We start from the raw sequence: 13,614 nt of genomic DNA, 5'->3' as shown, positions 1-13,614 counted from the left end.
CAAGGTACTTACTGCATCTGATCGAGCATTTCGGAGAACGCTGCCTTCAGTCGCAGCGCCTTTTTGATCTCGATGCCGGTGACGTAGGGGTACTCACCGTATTCGAGGAAGCTCGGGAAGTGGTGCTCGCGAACATATTTCACGAAGGACGCCGGATTTTCCTTCCAATCCTCGGGGAATCCTTCCAGATTCGTGAAAACCGTTGTTATGCCGGTCTGCGAGAACAGCGTAACGGCATCCTCGGTGTATTTGTCGAAATCAGTATCGAAGATGCCTTGATATTGGAAATGCAGACCGAATCCGACATCGAACAACAGCCACCGTAGATAGTGCAGTCGCAGCGGTGCCAGCACCTCTGGATCAGCCGCGACCGCGGCCTCGAGATCCTTGCCGTGCGCGCGAATAGCTTCTTCCCGACCGGGTTTCACCTTGGCGATGATCGAGAACCCATAACACGAAGGCGTCCGGGGATAGATCGGACCGTATCTCCCCCGTTCCAGCTCGAAATAGCCCTCCGCCGGAATGGCCATCGCCGCCGGTTTACTCCAGTCATGCTCGGTTATCGACATACCTGCACCCACCTTCCGCGACAGTAAGGCTGGACCTTTGCTCATGCTATGCCTTCGGCGCATAACCCCGAAACCCCTGATGCGTGGTAATCGAGACAGCAGTGATCACCCACGCAGGTTCGGTGGAAGTGCGACGGGCTGGATTGTAGAAAATTCAAATTGATTGGAATTCCTGCCCACCGACGCTCGGATTTGACAGAATTACGAGATGTCGACATCGCCGGAAGACACCGAGTCGGCGCCGACCCCGCGCCGGTTATCTACGCCGCGAGCCGCCGCACTCGCCGGAGTGGCCTTCGCGGTCTTGTTCGGCACAACGCTGATCTTGATCCGCATCGACATGCCTGACGGCATCGAAGGCTCGACTCATTGGCTGAACAGCCAGCGGAGCGCGATCCGAATAGCGACGGTGCTCATGCCCTTCGCCGGAATCAGCTTCTTATGGTTCATCGGCGTCGTCCGTGACGGATTCGGGCGCTACGAGGACCGGTTCTTCCTATCGGTATTCCTCGGCAGCGGACTGCTGTTCCTGGCGATGATGTTCGTCGGTACCGCCGTCGCCGCCGGTCTGGTGTGCAGCGACACCGACGTCACCGACCCAGCCGCCCGCGCCGAAGTGGTCGACTTCGGCAAGATGGTCGTGGTTTCGGCGTGCCAGACCTACGCACTGCGGATGGCGGCCGTGTTCATGATCTCGCTCGCGACGATTTGGCTGAAGACCGGGCTGATGCCCCGCTGGCTCGCGGGTCTCAGCTATCTGGCAGCCGTGGCGCTCCTGGTCGCCAGCGAAACGAGCAGATGGATGACCCTTGCCTTCCCGGGGTGGGTGCTCGTGGTCAGCGTCCTCATCCTGGTTCGCTCCCCGTCTCGAACGTGACAAACACCCACCAGGTCTGCGCGACTGTGCGACAGTACTCCTTGTGGAGGAGCCAGTTCCTCGCCATTCGGCCGATCTGGAGATGGTCTACCAGACCGTGGCGGATCGACGTCTGCAATACGAGAACCTCCTCTGGCAGGTTCCCACCCTCAGTCTGACTGCCCAGGCGTTCTTGTTCAGTATCTCGATGGCAGCCGCCAACGATTCCGTCGCCCGAATAGCCTCATCGCTGCTCGCGCTGATCGTCTCGATCCTTTCGATCATGCTGATGGCGAGCCACCGCCTTGCCGAACGCAAGGACGCACTGTGGCTGGAGCAGTTCGAACAGCAACAGATCGGGGCGGGTATCTGGGGTGCACACGGCAGCGTGTTCGAGGCGCAACAGCAGAACGTCGAGCTAGACGTCGGCTGGCTGAACAACCTGATACCGATGCGGCAGATGTTCACAGTATGGGTGGTCGGACTGGCCTGTTTCGGTGTGGCCGCCATCTTCATGATCATTCGGACACTGATTCTTGTCGGACATTGAGCGGCCTCGGCCGATCCGTCAGGTGTTTTCAGTGAACCGATACCAGGGGCCGTGGAAGGGTTCGTAGCCGATACCGCCTTGTCCGGCGGGGCCGGTACTCGGGGCGCTGTCCGGGAAATAGGCGAAGCCTTCGGAATCGGTGGCTCCGCCACTGACGTAGAACAGGCAGGCACCGTCGCGGCGGGTGATATAGGTGACCGTGTAGACGCCCAGACGGGTGCGATGGCCGGGGTTGGCGCAGGCGGCAGCCTGATCCTCGAGGATGGGTCGGGACAGGCGCCAACCGGTGGTTTCGGGGACTTCGTACCACACCAGCGCGGCGAGGGCGGCGATCAGCAGCGGTGCCGTCAGGCTCACGAGGACAGCGTGATAGCGGATCAGGCCGAAGATGGCGAAGACGATCGCGACCAGACCGAGCACCGAAAGTCCCACCCACAGCAGCACTTTGGCCGGAAAGCTGCCCTGAGCAGCCAATTCCCAGCACAACGCGGCGCAAAGTAGGGCGATGGCGGTGGTGATGGCGCCCATCCAGAGTTCGAACCACAACGGTGTCGGTCGGGTGGCGCTGCTCATGCCAAAGAAGATACGTCGACCTGCCCTGTCCCCGAAGGGAATCGGTTCACCATCTGGTGGAAATATCTCATTGGACGAAGGAAGGCCCCCGGCCTCGGCATCCCATCGAGGGGCCGTGACCGGGGGCCGTCGTACCAGACGTTCGGCTTGGTTATTACAGCGGCGGGAAACCGGCCGAACCGGTTGCCATCCAGTTCCAGAACTGTGCCGCGCGGTTCACAACCAGGGCGAATACATCAAGGACAACGCTTCCCATAAAACTTCCTCACATCCGACTACCTCGTGCAGCGCCCAGGGTAACGGATCGTTATGTGGGTCGAAACCAGTCATCCACCCGGACGACAGGCCGTCGCGTGATAGAGGAATCCCCCGCCCGGCAGGCTCCCGGGCGAGGGATTCACGAGTTACTCGGACGCGCAATGCCTTAGACGCAAGCCAGCGCCTTGGCCTCGCGGCGACGGCGGTGCAGGATCGGCTCGGTGTAGCCGTTGGGCTGCTTGGCGCCTTCCAGCACCAGCTCCTTCGCGGCCTGGAACGCGATGCTGCTCGCGAAGTCCGGCGCCATCGGCCGGTAGTTCGGATCGCCCGCATTCTGCTTGTCGACCACCGGCGCCATCCGCTCCAGGCTGGCCACCACCTGATCGGCGGTGACCACGCCGTGGCGCAACCAGTTCGCCATCAGCTGGCTCGAAATGCGCAGGGTCGCACGGTCTTCCATGAGACCGACATCGCGGATGTCGGGCACCTTGGAGCAGCCGACGCCCTGGTCGATCCAGCGCACCACATAGCCGAGGATGCTCTGGGAGTTGTTGTCCAGCTCCTGACGCTTCTCCTCATCGGTCCAGTTCGGGTCGGCCGCGAGCGGGATCTCCAGGATCTGATCGACGGTGGCGCGCCGACCACCGGCGGCGATCTCCCGCTGCCGCTCGAACACGTCGACCTGGTGGTAGTGCGTCGCATGCAGGGTGGCCGCGGTCGGCGAGGGCACCCAGGCGGTGTTGGCGCCCGCACGCGGGTGGCCGATCTTCTGCTCGAGCATGTCGTGCATCAGATCCGGCATGGCCCACATGCCCTTGCCGATCTGCGCCCTACCGGGCAGGCCGACGGCCAGGCCGGTGTCGACGTTCCAGTCCTCGTAGGACAGGATCCACTGCTGGGTCTTCATCTCGGCCTTGCGGACCATCGGCCCGGCCTCCATGGAGGTGTGGATCTCATCGCCGGTGCGGTCCAGGAAGCCGGTGTTGATGAACACCACGCGCTCGGCGGCGGCCTGGATACAGGCCTCGAGGTTGACCGTGGTGCGGCGCTCCTCGTCCATGATGCCGACCTTGAGGGTGTTGCGGGTCAGGCCGAGGACGTCCTCGATCCGGCCGAACAGCTCGTTGGTGAAGGCGACCTCGTCCGGGCCGTGCATCTTCGGCTTCACGATGTACACCGAACCGGTGCGGCTGTTCTTCAACTTCGTATCGCCGAGCAGGCTGTGCTTGGCGATCAGCGAGGTGATCAGGCCGTCCATGATGCCCTCGGGCACCTCGTTGCCCTCGGCATCGATGATCGCGTCGGAGGTCATCAGGTGACCGACATTGCGCACGAACAGCAGCGACCGACCGTGCAGCACCAGCTCGCCACCATCGAGCGCGGTGTAGACGCGGTCCGGGTTCATGGTGCGGGTGAAGGTCTTGTCGCCCTTGGTCACCTTCTCCGCCAGCTCACCCTTCATCAGGCCGAGCCAGTTGTGGTAGCACAGCACCTTGTCCTCGGCGTCCACCGCGGCGACCGAATCCTCGAAGTCCATGATTGTGGTGACCGCGGACTCCAGTACCACATCCTTGACACCGGCCGGATCGGTCTTGCCGATCGGCGAGGCGGGGTCGATCTGGATGTCGATGTGCAAACCGTTGTGCTTCAAAAGGATCGAGGTCGGCGAGGCCGGATCGCCCAGGTAGCCGACCAGTTCCGCGCCGTCGGCGGCCAGTGTGGTGACCCCGTCATCGCTCAGCGTGACCGCCAGCTTGCCACCGTCGATCGCGTAGTGCGTCGAGCCACCGTGCGAGCCGTTGGCCAGCGGGGCTGCGGTATCGAGGAACTTGCGCGCGAATTCGATCACGCGACCGCCGCGGACCGGGTTGTAACCGGTGCCCTTCTCGCCGCCGTCGGCATCGGAAATGGCATCGGTGCCATAAAGGGCGTCGTAGAGCGAACCCCAGCGCGCATTCGCGGCATTGATCGCGAACCGGGCGTTCATCACCGGCACCACGAGCTGCGGGCCAGCGGTGGTGGCGATCTCGTCGTCCACATTCTGGGTGGCGATCTCGAAATCGGCCGGTTCCGCGCGCAGGTAGCCGATATCGCCGAGGAAGCTCTTGTAGGCGGCCTTGTCGTAGTTCGCGCCGGGGTGTTCGGCGTGCCAGGCATCGAGTTTGCCCTGGATTTCGTCGCGTTCGGCCAGCAGGGCGCGGTTGCGCGGAGCGAGGTCATTGACGACCTGCTCGGCTCCGGCCCAGAACGCGGCGGAATCTACGCCGGTTCCCGGGAGCGCCTCGTTCTCGATGAACTCGTGGAGAACGCTGGCCACCTGGAGCCCGCCGACCTGAATCCGCTCTGTCATCTACTGCCTCACTTTTGAGAAAGCCGGGTGGGAAAAATCGCAACCAATGTTACCCATCGGTAGTGATGTGACGGTGTGTCGGGGCCTTGATTGTATCGTCCGGCGGAATTAATGTACTGATCGGAACATTACCGGCAGCCGGAGCAATGGAGCGCAATGCCAGGACAGTCGTTAGCGGATAAGGTCGCGCTGGTCACCGGCGGTAGCCGCGGGCTCGGGCGGGAGATGGTGCTGGCCTTCGCAGCGGCCGGTGCGGATGTGGTGATCGCCAGTCGCAAACTCGACGCGTGCGCCGCGCTCGCCGATGAGGTGAAGAACACGCATGGTCGGCGCGCGTTACCGGTGGCGTGCAATGTCAGCGATTGGGCGCAGTGCGATGCGCTGGTCGAGGCGGCCTACGCGGAGTTCGGCAAGGTCGACGTGCTGGTCAACAATGCCGGGATGTCGCTGCTGTATCCGAGTCTGGATCAGGTGAGCGAGGAGATGTTCGACAAGGTGATCGCGGTGAATCTCAAGGGCCCGTTCCGTTTGTCGACCTTGATCGGCACCCGGATGGCCGGCGGCGACGGCGGATCGATCATCAATATCTCCTCGATCGAGGCGGCGCGACCGGAACCGCTCGCGGTCCCGTATGCGGCCGCCAAGGCCGGATTGGCCAATCTCACCGGCGGTCTCGCGCAGAGTTTCGCACCGACGGTGCGGGTCAACACGATTCAATGCGGTCCGTTCGAGACGGATATTTCCAAGGCATGGCCCGATGAGTTGCGGGCGGAGCTGACCCGACATATGGCTCTCGGGCGGGTTGGCCGCCCGGATGAAATCGTCGGCGCGGCACTGTACTTCGCGACGGACGACGCGGCGTACTGCACCGGCGCGACCCTGGCACTGGACGGCGGCTGGCGATGAAGGCTCTGACTTACCAAGGACCCCAACAGATCTCCTACACCGAGGTCCCCGATCCGGTGCTGCCGGGCCGCGACGGGGCCGTTGTTCGCGTGAGCGCTGCCGGAATCTGCGGTAGCGATCTGCACATCTATGCCGGGCACGGTTTTACCGATGGCACCGGATACAGCGTGGGGCACGAGGCGGTCGGCGAGATCGTCGAATTGGGTTCGGATATACAGGGGTTCGCGATCTGCGACCGAGTGCTGGTCTCCGCATCCGTCGGCTGCAACCGCTGCGCGAAGTGCAAGACAGGCATCGTGGCGGCCTGCGAACGCCATCCAATGCCCGCCGATGCCTGCTACGGACTCGGCGGATCGCTCGCGGGTGCGCAGGCCGAATATCTCGCGGTCCCCCATGCCGAGGGGAATCTGGTGAGGCTTCCCGATACGGTCAGCGATGAAGCGGCGATCGTGCTCACCGATAATGCGCCGACCGCCTGGTACGGCGCACGCCGCACCCGCATCGCACCGGGTGAGACCGTTGTGGTGATCGGGCTCGGACCGGTCGGGCTGATGGCCGTGCAGTCGGCATTCGCGATGGGCGCGTCGCGGGTACTCGGGGTGGATCTGGTGGCCGAGCGCCGCAAGCGCGCCGCCGAATTGGGCGCGGAGATAGTCGAATCCGAGGAACCCAAGACTGTCATCCGCGAAATGCTCAGCGGCGGCTCGGATGTCGCGATCGAGGCGGTCGGCACCGACGCGACCATCAGTCTCGCCATCAGCGCCGTCGGACATCGCGGCCGAGTCGGCGTGGTCGGCGTCAGTCATAACCGCGCCTTCCCGTTCCATATGCAGTTGGCGCAGGTCAAGGAGCTCGAATTCCATATCGGACTCTGCTCGATCCAATACGAGCTGCCCGCACTGTTGCGGCTCACCGCGGCCGGACGGATTCGGCCCGAAGCCGTTGTTACACACCGATTTCCGATGTCGGACGGCGCGATTGCCTACCGCATGTTCGCCGACCGTGCCGACGGGGTTTCCAAGGTCGTCCTGGATCCGCGCAAATGACCGCAGCATCGCGCAGCGATTCAATGCGGGGTGGCGGGCCGGTGACGGACGGGCCAGAATTGGCCTCACCTCGTCGTCGCGGGCGGCCACCAGCCGCGGAGACCACCGCCGAGGCGACTAGGGCGCGCATCATGGCTGCCGCAGTGGACCTATTCGCGGAGCAAGGCTTCCACGGCACCGGCGTCGCGGAAATCGGTGATCGCGCCGGGGTGCAGCGGGGCGCGCTGTATTACCACATCGGTTCCAAGGAGGAGCTGCTCTGGCAGATCCTGCGCGCTTACATCCAGCTCATGCTCACCGACGCGCAGCGGATTTCCCGCAGCACCGACGACCCGATTGTCAAGTTGCGCAAACTGATTCACAGCCACGTCGGGTTGATTGTCGAGCATCGCCGCGAGGTCGCCATCCAACTGCGCGATGTCACCGCGCTGACCGGCGAGCGCGGCGAGGAACTACAGGAAATGCGGGACGAAATACAGGCCTACTGGCAGCGCGTCATCGATGCCGGTCATGCGGCAGGCGTCCTGCGCACCAGCGATCACGTGGTCACCAACAGTGTGCTCGGCATGCTGAACATGGTGACCTTCTGGTACCGGCCGCACGGTGGGCGCTCCCCCGACGAAATCGCCGACATTGTGGCGTCCACCATTCTCGACGGCATCATCGACACGAAAGGCTGACCATGGCTTGGGATTTCGAAACCGACCCGGAATACCAGCAGAAATTGGACTGGGCGGCGGAGTTCGTCCGCACCGAGGTCGAGCCCCTGGATCTGCTCTACCCGAATCCCTACGACCGCACCAATACCGAGGCGATGGCGCTGATGCGGCCGCTGAAGGAGAAGGTGAAGGAACAGGGGCTGTGGGCCTGCCATCTCGGACCGGACCTGGGCGGCCCCGGCTACGGGCAGCTCAAACTCGGCCTGCTCAACGAAGTGCTCGGCACCTCGATCTGGGCGCCGTCGGTATTCGGTTGCCAGGCACCGGATTCCGGTAACGCGGAAATCCTCGCGCACTACGGCACCCCGGAGCAGAAGGCCAGGTATCTGGAACCGCTGCTGGCCGGTGAGATCGGCTCCTGCTATGTCATGACCGAACCGACCGGCGGCTCGGATCCGACGCTGTTCAAGACCCGCGCGGTGCGCGATGGCGACTCCTGGGTCATCAATGGCGAGAAGTGGTTCAACTCGAATGCGCAGTTCGCCAGCTTCCATATCGTCATGGTGGTCACGAATCCGGATGTCAGTCCGTACCAGGGCATGTCGATGTTCATCGTGCCTGCCGACACCCCAGGCCTGGAAATCGTGAAGAACTTCCATGTGCACGGTTTCAGCGAGCACGAAGGACATCTGCGTTTCACCGATGTCCGGGTGCCCGCCGACCACCTGCTCGGCCAGGAGGGAATGGGTTTCATCGTCGCGCAGACCCGCCTCGGCGGCGGGCGGGTGCACCATGCCATGCGCACGGTCGCATTGGTGCGCAAGGCCTTCGACATGATGGCCGAGCGCGCGGTTTCCCGGCCGATGCGCAAGGGGCCGCTCGCGGGTCTGCAGATGACCCAGGAACGCATCGCCGACAGCTGGATCGAGATGGAGCAATTCCGCCTGCTCGTCCTGCGCACCGCCTGGCGCATCGATAAAGAGCAGGACTATCTGAAGGTGCGCAAGGATATTGCCGCCATCAAGGTGGCGATGCCGAAGGTGATGCACGATATCGCCCAGCGCGCACTGCATCTACACGGCGCTATCGGCGTCAGCCAGGACCTCCCGTTCGTCGACATGATGAATTACGCCGAGGTCATGGCGATAGCCGACGGCCCCACCGAGGTCCACAAGATCACTCTCGCCAAAGAAGTACTGAAGGATTACACCCCCGGCGACCCGGTCTACCCCAGCGGCTACCGCCCCGCCCTGCGCGAACAGGCCCGCGAACTGGTGGCCCGCCGCCTGGAACACATCGTCGGCAATCTCTGAAATCGCTATTGAGTGGTCACCGGGTGGACGCTCAGCGTGCAGGTGTCGATGGTCGTGCTGTCCGTGTGCGTGTCGGTGGTATTCGGTGCAGTGACCAAAAGCCTGAGTACGTCGGCACTGGCTGCTCTCGGCATCGACCGCACCGCCCCCGACCACTGCCTCGGCGTTGTGGTCGAGGACGACGGTCGGGGGCGTATCGATCTCTGCGGGCAGGCCGCCAGGTAACCACGCAAGGTGCGCTCGGCATGCATGGGGCGGCCCGCCGGGCCCGTATCGGTGCACCCCCGGATAGCCCGGTCTAGCCTGGATGCCCGGAGGTAACCGAGTGATCGCATACGAGGTGCGGCGAGTACATAGCTGCGAGTTCTGCGGCACCGACGACCAGGCCCTCGGCACCGACAGTTCGCTGGACCGGGCGAAGTCGATCGCCGAACACGACGCGGGCCTCGCGCTCGAATGGGCTTGGTTCGCTGGCGGCGAGTGGCCGCTGAGCGCGGATCCCGGTGACGGCGTCTACCTCTACTACATCTACGCACGGGAGAATACCGCGTAAGAAGTTACGAGGCGCGGGCGATCGGATCCGTATATCCCGCAACGGGACTCAGTTGTAGCACCGACGGCATCCGCCGGGTGAGAGCAGTCGGGCCGGTGAATTCCACTCGACCGGTTCGCATCGCGTGCGAGAGCGGAATACGTCCCAACCAAACCTGGTACAGCGATTCGACATCGGAGCTGATGGTCACGTCGATCGGGTAGCCGGGATCGGCATCGCACACCGAAGGCACACCCGATTCGACGACGATCCAATAGCGCCGAAAATCGTCGGTGAACCGTACGCACAGCACATGACGCTTACCCGGAAACGTAGACGTATCCAGCCGGGAGTGCATCCACCACACCAGCAGCCCGGCATCCAGCTCCTCGGGCCGCGGTTCGCCGAAGGTCCAGCGCGCACCCCATGCGCCGAGGCCGAACAGGATCGGCTCCAATTCTCGACCGGCCGCGGTGAGCCGATATTCGCTGCCCAGTTTGTCGATCAATCCGGCCCGCTCGAATCGGCGCAGCCGCTTGGCGAGCAGACTCCGTGAAAGTCCGGGCAGACCGCGCGCCAGATCGTTGAAGCGCGTCGTACCGATGAGCAGATCGCGCAGGATGAGCAGCGACCAACGCTCGCCGAGCACATCGAGCGCACGGGAGATCGGACAATATTGGCCATAGCTTGCGGTCGTGCTGGTCATGGTCACCTCGCGAACCGGGGTCCATTTTCTGGACCGGGGAAGTCCACTTTCTGGACTATTCGGTTATCGCGGCCGCTCCTAACTTCGAAACATGACGACTATCGCCCATGACATCACCACCACCGACTGGATCGCCCTGGCACGCCGGGTAGGGGAAACCCTGCGCGCCGATGTGGCCGCCCGCGACCGCACCGGCGACATCTCCGTCGCCGCCTTCGACCTGCTGCGGACCACGGGATTGTCCGCCGCGCTCGTTCCCATCGAGTTCGGGGGCGGCGGTGTATCGCACCACGAGATGGGCGAGATCCTGCGCGAACTCGGCCGCCGCGACCCGTCCACGGCCGTCGCGTTCGCCATGCACACCCATTTGGTCGCCGCGCAGGTCTGGCGGCACAACCACGACATCGACGCCTCTGCGGTCTTCGGCAAGGTGGCCGCGGGCGCGATCTTGGTCAGCACCGGTGCCTCGGACTGGGTCGAATCCAACGGCCGGGCCGAGCGCGTCGACGGCGGCTTCCGGGTGAGTGCCCGCAAGGCGCCCGCCAGCGGCTGTGAGGTCGGCGATGTGGTGGTGACCAGCATCCGCCGCGGCGATGCGCCGGAGGGACCTCAGGTGCTGCACTTCGCATTGCCGATGGACACCCTGGGTGTTCGCATCGAAAAGACCTGGGACACTATGGGTTTGCGGGCCAGCGGCTCGCATACGGTGGTTTTCGAAGATGTCTTCGTCCCCGATTCCGCGATCTCGCTGACCCGCCCCGCCGACGCCTGGCCCCCGGTGCTGAATGTGGTGATCGGCGTTGCCATGCCGCTGGTAATGGCGGCCTATCTCGGCATCGCCGACGCCGCGGTCGAATTGGCCGCCGCACTGGTCGCCGACCGCTGCGAACCGCATACCTTCCAGCTCGCGGGCGAAATGATGAACACCTACACCACCGCCGCGGATCTGATCGCCGCCATGTTCACCGATTCGGACAATTTACACTTCGACAATACCGACGGCTATGGTGCGCGCACCCTCAGCCGTAAGACCACGGCCGCCGACGCGCTCGTCGACACCATCCGGCTGGCCATCGAAACCGTTGGCGGCGTGGGCTTTTCGCGCAGTTGTGGGCTGGAGATGTGGTATCGCGACATCCACGGCTGCCTGTTCCACCCACTGCCTCGGGCCAAGCAGACGCGATTCACCGGGCGAGTTCTGTTGGGCCGCACGCCCATCGGTTGACCGACCTGCTCGAATCGCAATGCGCGAAGCCGGGACGCAGGCCGGCCGATCGGGTTCAATGGATAGGCACACGATGATCCACGGGAGGGAGTCATTGGTGTCCTGACCACCACAACCGTGGACGAGGCGGTGACTGCCCCTCGGACACGATGAAGGAGTCGCGCACCCCCTCGCCCGCGGCTCCTTCATCCCGCCGCGCCGGGCGAATCGTCGGCATTGCACATTCTGTTAAAAATGTTCGGCGTTTGTCACGGGTTGTTCCCGCATCAACCCCTGGTCAGACCGTACGGTTGTCTCCGACGCGACGACAGGCAGTCGCGTACGGCCCCCGGCCGCTTCGGAACTAGCAACACCGAGGTGTGGACCATGTTTATGCGCAAGATGATCGGCGCCGTGGCAGGAACAGTCATGGTAGGTGCGGTGGGCGCCGTCGGCGGCGCCGGCACCACAACCGCGGCCCCCGGTGGCTGCCCCGACCTCTATGTCGTGGCGATACCCGGAACGTGGGAGACCTCAGATACCAATCCCGGCGAAGGCTTGCTCGCGAACGTCACCGACAGCCTGCCGCCGAATACCCGCACCGACTACGTCACCTACGCGGCGACCGCCTTCCCGTGGGAGACCGATGTTTACGGCCGATCCAAGCGACAGGCCATCGATAATGCCCGCGGCCTGGTCACGGCCATGGCCCAGCAGTGCGCCGAGACCAACATCGCGCTGATCGGCTACAGCCAGGGCGCGGACGCGGCGGGCGATCTCGCCGCCGAAATCGGCACCGGACTCAGTCCAGTTCGGCCCGAACGCATCGCCGCGGTCGGTCTCATCTCGGATCCTCGCCGCTCCCCGACCGACGCACTCATCGGTCCGCCGGTGGACGGCGCCGGTGCGGGCGGCCCGCGCATCGGCGGCTTCGGCCTTCTCACCCCGAAGACCCGGACCATCTGCGCCGTCGGTGACCTGTACTGCGCCGCACCGCCCACTGACTTCGCGACCCGCTTCGCCGGCTTCCTGGCCCAGGCCTCCGATCCCGACCCGGCTCAGCTGTGGCGCTATCAGCAGGAGGCGTTCGCCATCTTCAACGACCTGATGGCGACCGGTGTGGCCCCCCTCATCCAGAACCAGCTCGCCGATCCGGAAATGAACGAACGCAAGCAGGAATTCGAGCGGTTCTACAACTCGTTCGTCCACCAGAACTATCCGACCTACGTCGTGGATTCCAACGGCGCCACCGCCACCTCGTGGCTGCGGCAGTGGCTGGTCGGCCTGGCCTGAAAAACCCTTCGCCAGCGGTGGGTGCGCTGTGCCACCATGGATTTCGATGATGAACACCCGATTGTGCGGGTGCGCACGAGCATGAGGAAGGAGGCGGCGGCCGTGACCATGATGGTATCGAGCCCGCGTCGGTATGGCGCGCGCGTCGAGCAGCAACCGCGCCGCCTCCGGGCCGGTAACTGACCGACCTCCGCTTCCCGAATCCGCTCGCTCGTCTCGAAACATGGTGATTCCCATGACGTTCCACCGCGCCACCGATCCGGTGGTGTCGACTGTCGACAACTGGATACACACCCGGGTACTGGTGTTGAACGCCAGCTACGAAGCGCTCACCGAGATCAGCGCCGACCGCGCCGTGGTGCTGCTCATGGGCGGCGCCGCGGAGTCGATCGCGGATCGGGAGCCACACTTCCCGATTCGGTCCAAGCACCTCGAGCTCGCGTTGCCGGAAACGATCCGACTGCTGCGCTATGTGTACCTCGACCATGTGACGCGAATACACGACGGCAGTCGCGCGACGCTGGCCGGTGTGCTGCGCCGGGACAACCACCGATGCGGGTACTGCGCGTCCTGGGCGCGCACCGTCGACCACATCCGCCCGCGTAGCCGGGGCGGTCCGAACACCTGGGACAACCTGATCGCCGCGTGCGCACCGTGCAACTCGAACAAGGCCGACCGGACACCGGAGGAGGCGGGCATGCGGTTGCTGTGGCAGCCGAAGGCGCCCGACCACCTGGCCCAACGCCAGCGGCGGATCTGGAAGCAATTGGCCACCACCTGAGCCGAGAGAGAAAGGAGA

15 protein-coding genes are annotated in these 13,614 nt (G+C 64.2%); 11 read left to right on the top strand and 4 right to left on the bottom strand.

Annotated elements, in window-relative coordinates:
- Window positions 1-8: 8 nt before the first annotated feature.
- Window positions 9-569 (bottom strand): hypothetical protein, encoded by a 561-nt coding sequence (locus ACQP2U_RS16705; RefSeq protein ID WP_433715506.1) that lies wholly within the window; start codon window positions 567-569, stop codon window positions 9-11.
- A gap of 208 nt (window positions 570-777) precedes the next feature.
- Here ACQP2U_RS16705 and ACQP2U_RS16700 point away from each other — a divergent pair, with 208 nt between their 5' ends.
- Window positions 778-1,446 carry a hypothetical protein gene (locus ACQP2U_RS16700; protein ID WP_433715505.1) on the top strand — a complete coding sequence of 223 codons (669 nt, stop codon included), beginning with the start codon at window positions 778-780 and terminating at the stop codon, window positions 1,444-1,446.
- 43 nt (window positions 1,447-1,489) lie between these two features.
- Window positions 1,490-1,975 carry a hypothetical protein gene (locus ACQP2U_RS16695; protein ID WP_433715504.1) on the top strand — a complete coding sequence of 162 codons (486 nt, stop codon included), beginning with the start codon at window positions 1,490-1,492 and terminating at the stop codon, window positions 1,973-1,975.
- Window positions 1,976-1,993: 18 nt separating this feature from the next.
- On the opposite strand, the gene ACQP2U_RS16690 is transcribed toward ACQP2U_RS16695, so the two are convergent.
- Together ACQP2U_RS16690 and ACQP2U_RS16685 are read right to left on the bottom strand one after the other, a co-directional pair.
- Entirely contained in the window at window positions 1,994-2,548 is a 555-nt protein-coding gene (locus ACQP2U_RS16690) for a hypothetical protein (RefSeq protein WP_433715503.1), read from the bottom strand.
- Window positions 2,549-2,972: 424 nt separating this feature from the next.
- A complete protein-coding gene (locus tag ACQP2U_RS16685; protein ID WP_433715502.1) occupies window positions 2,973-5,156 on the bottom strand; it encodes a malate synthase G in 2,184 nt (727 codons plus the stop codon).
- A gap of 156 nt (window positions 5,157-5,312) precedes the next feature.
- Between ACQP2U_RS16685 and ACQP2U_RS16680 the strand changes: the two genes are divergently transcribed.
- The 6 genes from ACQP2U_RS16680 to ACQP2U_RS16655 all read left to right on the top strand — a co-directional run bounded on the left by ACQP2U_RS16680 (window position 5,313) and on the right by ACQP2U_RS16655 (window position 9,633).
- Window positions 5,313-6,062 carry an SDR family NAD(P)-dependent oxidoreductase gene (locus tag ACQP2U_RS16680; RefSeq protein WP_433715501.1) on the top strand — a complete coding sequence of 250 codons (750 nt, stop codon included), beginning with the start codon at window positions 5,313-5,315 and terminating at the stop codon, window positions 6,060-6,062.
- Entirely contained in the window at window positions 6,059-7,108 is a 1,050-nt protein-coding gene (locus ACQP2U_RS16675; RefSeq protein ID WP_433715500.1) for an alcohol dehydrogenase catalytic domain-containing protein, read from the top strand. The genes ACQP2U_RS16680 and ACQP2U_RS16675 overlap by 4 nt, the downstream gene beginning before the upstream one ends.
- Window positions 7,109-7,131: 23 nt before the next feature.
- Entirely contained in the window at window positions 7,132-7,788 is a 657-nt protein-coding gene (locus tag ACQP2U_RS16670) for a TetR/AcrR family transcriptional regulator (protein WP_433716491.1), read from the top strand.
- A gap of 2 nt (window positions 7,789-7,790) precedes the next feature.
- Entirely contained in the window at window positions 7,791-9,080 is a 1,290-nt protein-coding gene (locus tag ACQP2U_RS16665) for an acyl-CoA dehydrogenase family protein (protein ID WP_397034806.1), read from the top strand.
- A gap of 48 nt (window positions 9,081-9,128) precedes the next feature.
- Complete coding sequence (locus ACQP2U_RS16660; protein WP_433715499.1) at window positions 9,129-9,305, top strand: hypothetical protein; 177 nt, start codon at window positions 9,129-9,131, stop codon at window positions 9,303-9,305.
- Between the two features lie 100 nt (window positions 9,306-9,405).
- On the top strand, window positions 9,406-9,633 hold the full coding sequence (locus ACQP2U_RS16655) for a hypothetical protein (protein WP_433715498.1): 228 nt from the start codon (window positions 9,406-9,408) through the stop codon (window positions 9,631-9,633).
- Window positions 9,634-9,637: 4 nt separating this feature from the next.
- Here ACQP2U_RS16655 and ACQP2U_RS16650 read toward each other — a convergent pair whose 3' ends face one another.
- Complete coding sequence (locus tag ACQP2U_RS16650) at window positions 9,638-10,318, bottom strand: winged helix-turn-helix transcriptional regulator (RefSeq protein ID WP_433715497.1); 681 nt, start codon at window positions 10,316-10,318, stop codon at window positions 9,638-9,640.
- Window positions 10,319-10,409: 91 nt separating this feature from the next.
- Between ACQP2U_RS16650 and ACQP2U_RS16645 the strand changes: the two genes are divergently transcribed.
- The 3 genes from ACQP2U_RS16645 (at window position 10,410) to ACQP2U_RS16635 (ending at window position 13,596) form a co-directional block, all read left to right on the top strand.
- Window positions 10,410-11,543, top strand: coding sequence for an acyl-CoA dehydrogenase family protein (locus ACQP2U_RS16645; RefSeq protein WP_433715496.1), 1,134 nt, complete (start codon window positions 10,410-10,412; stop codon window positions 11,541-11,543).
- A gap of 372 nt (window positions 11,544-11,915) precedes the next feature.
- Entirely contained in the window at window positions 11,916-12,815 is a 900-nt protein-coding gene (locus tag ACQP2U_RS16640) for a cutinase family protein (protein WP_397034952.1), read from the top strand.
- 235 nt (window positions 12,816-13,050) lie between these two features.
- Complete coding sequence (locus tag ACQP2U_RS16635; RefSeq protein WP_433715495.1) at window positions 13,051-13,596, top strand: HNH endonuclease; 546 nt, start codon at window positions 13,051-13,053, stop codon at window positions 13,594-13,596.
- The last annotated feature ends 18 nt before the right edge of the window (window positions 13,597-13,614 follow it).

The sequence above is a fragment of the Nocardia sp. CA-084685 genome (assembly GCF_050955785.1).
Classification (GTDB): domain Bacteria; phylum Actinomycetota; class Actinomycetes; order Mycobacteriales; family Mycobacteriaceae; genus Nocardia.
This window is presented reverse-complemented; position numbering and strand designations above follow the sequence as displayed.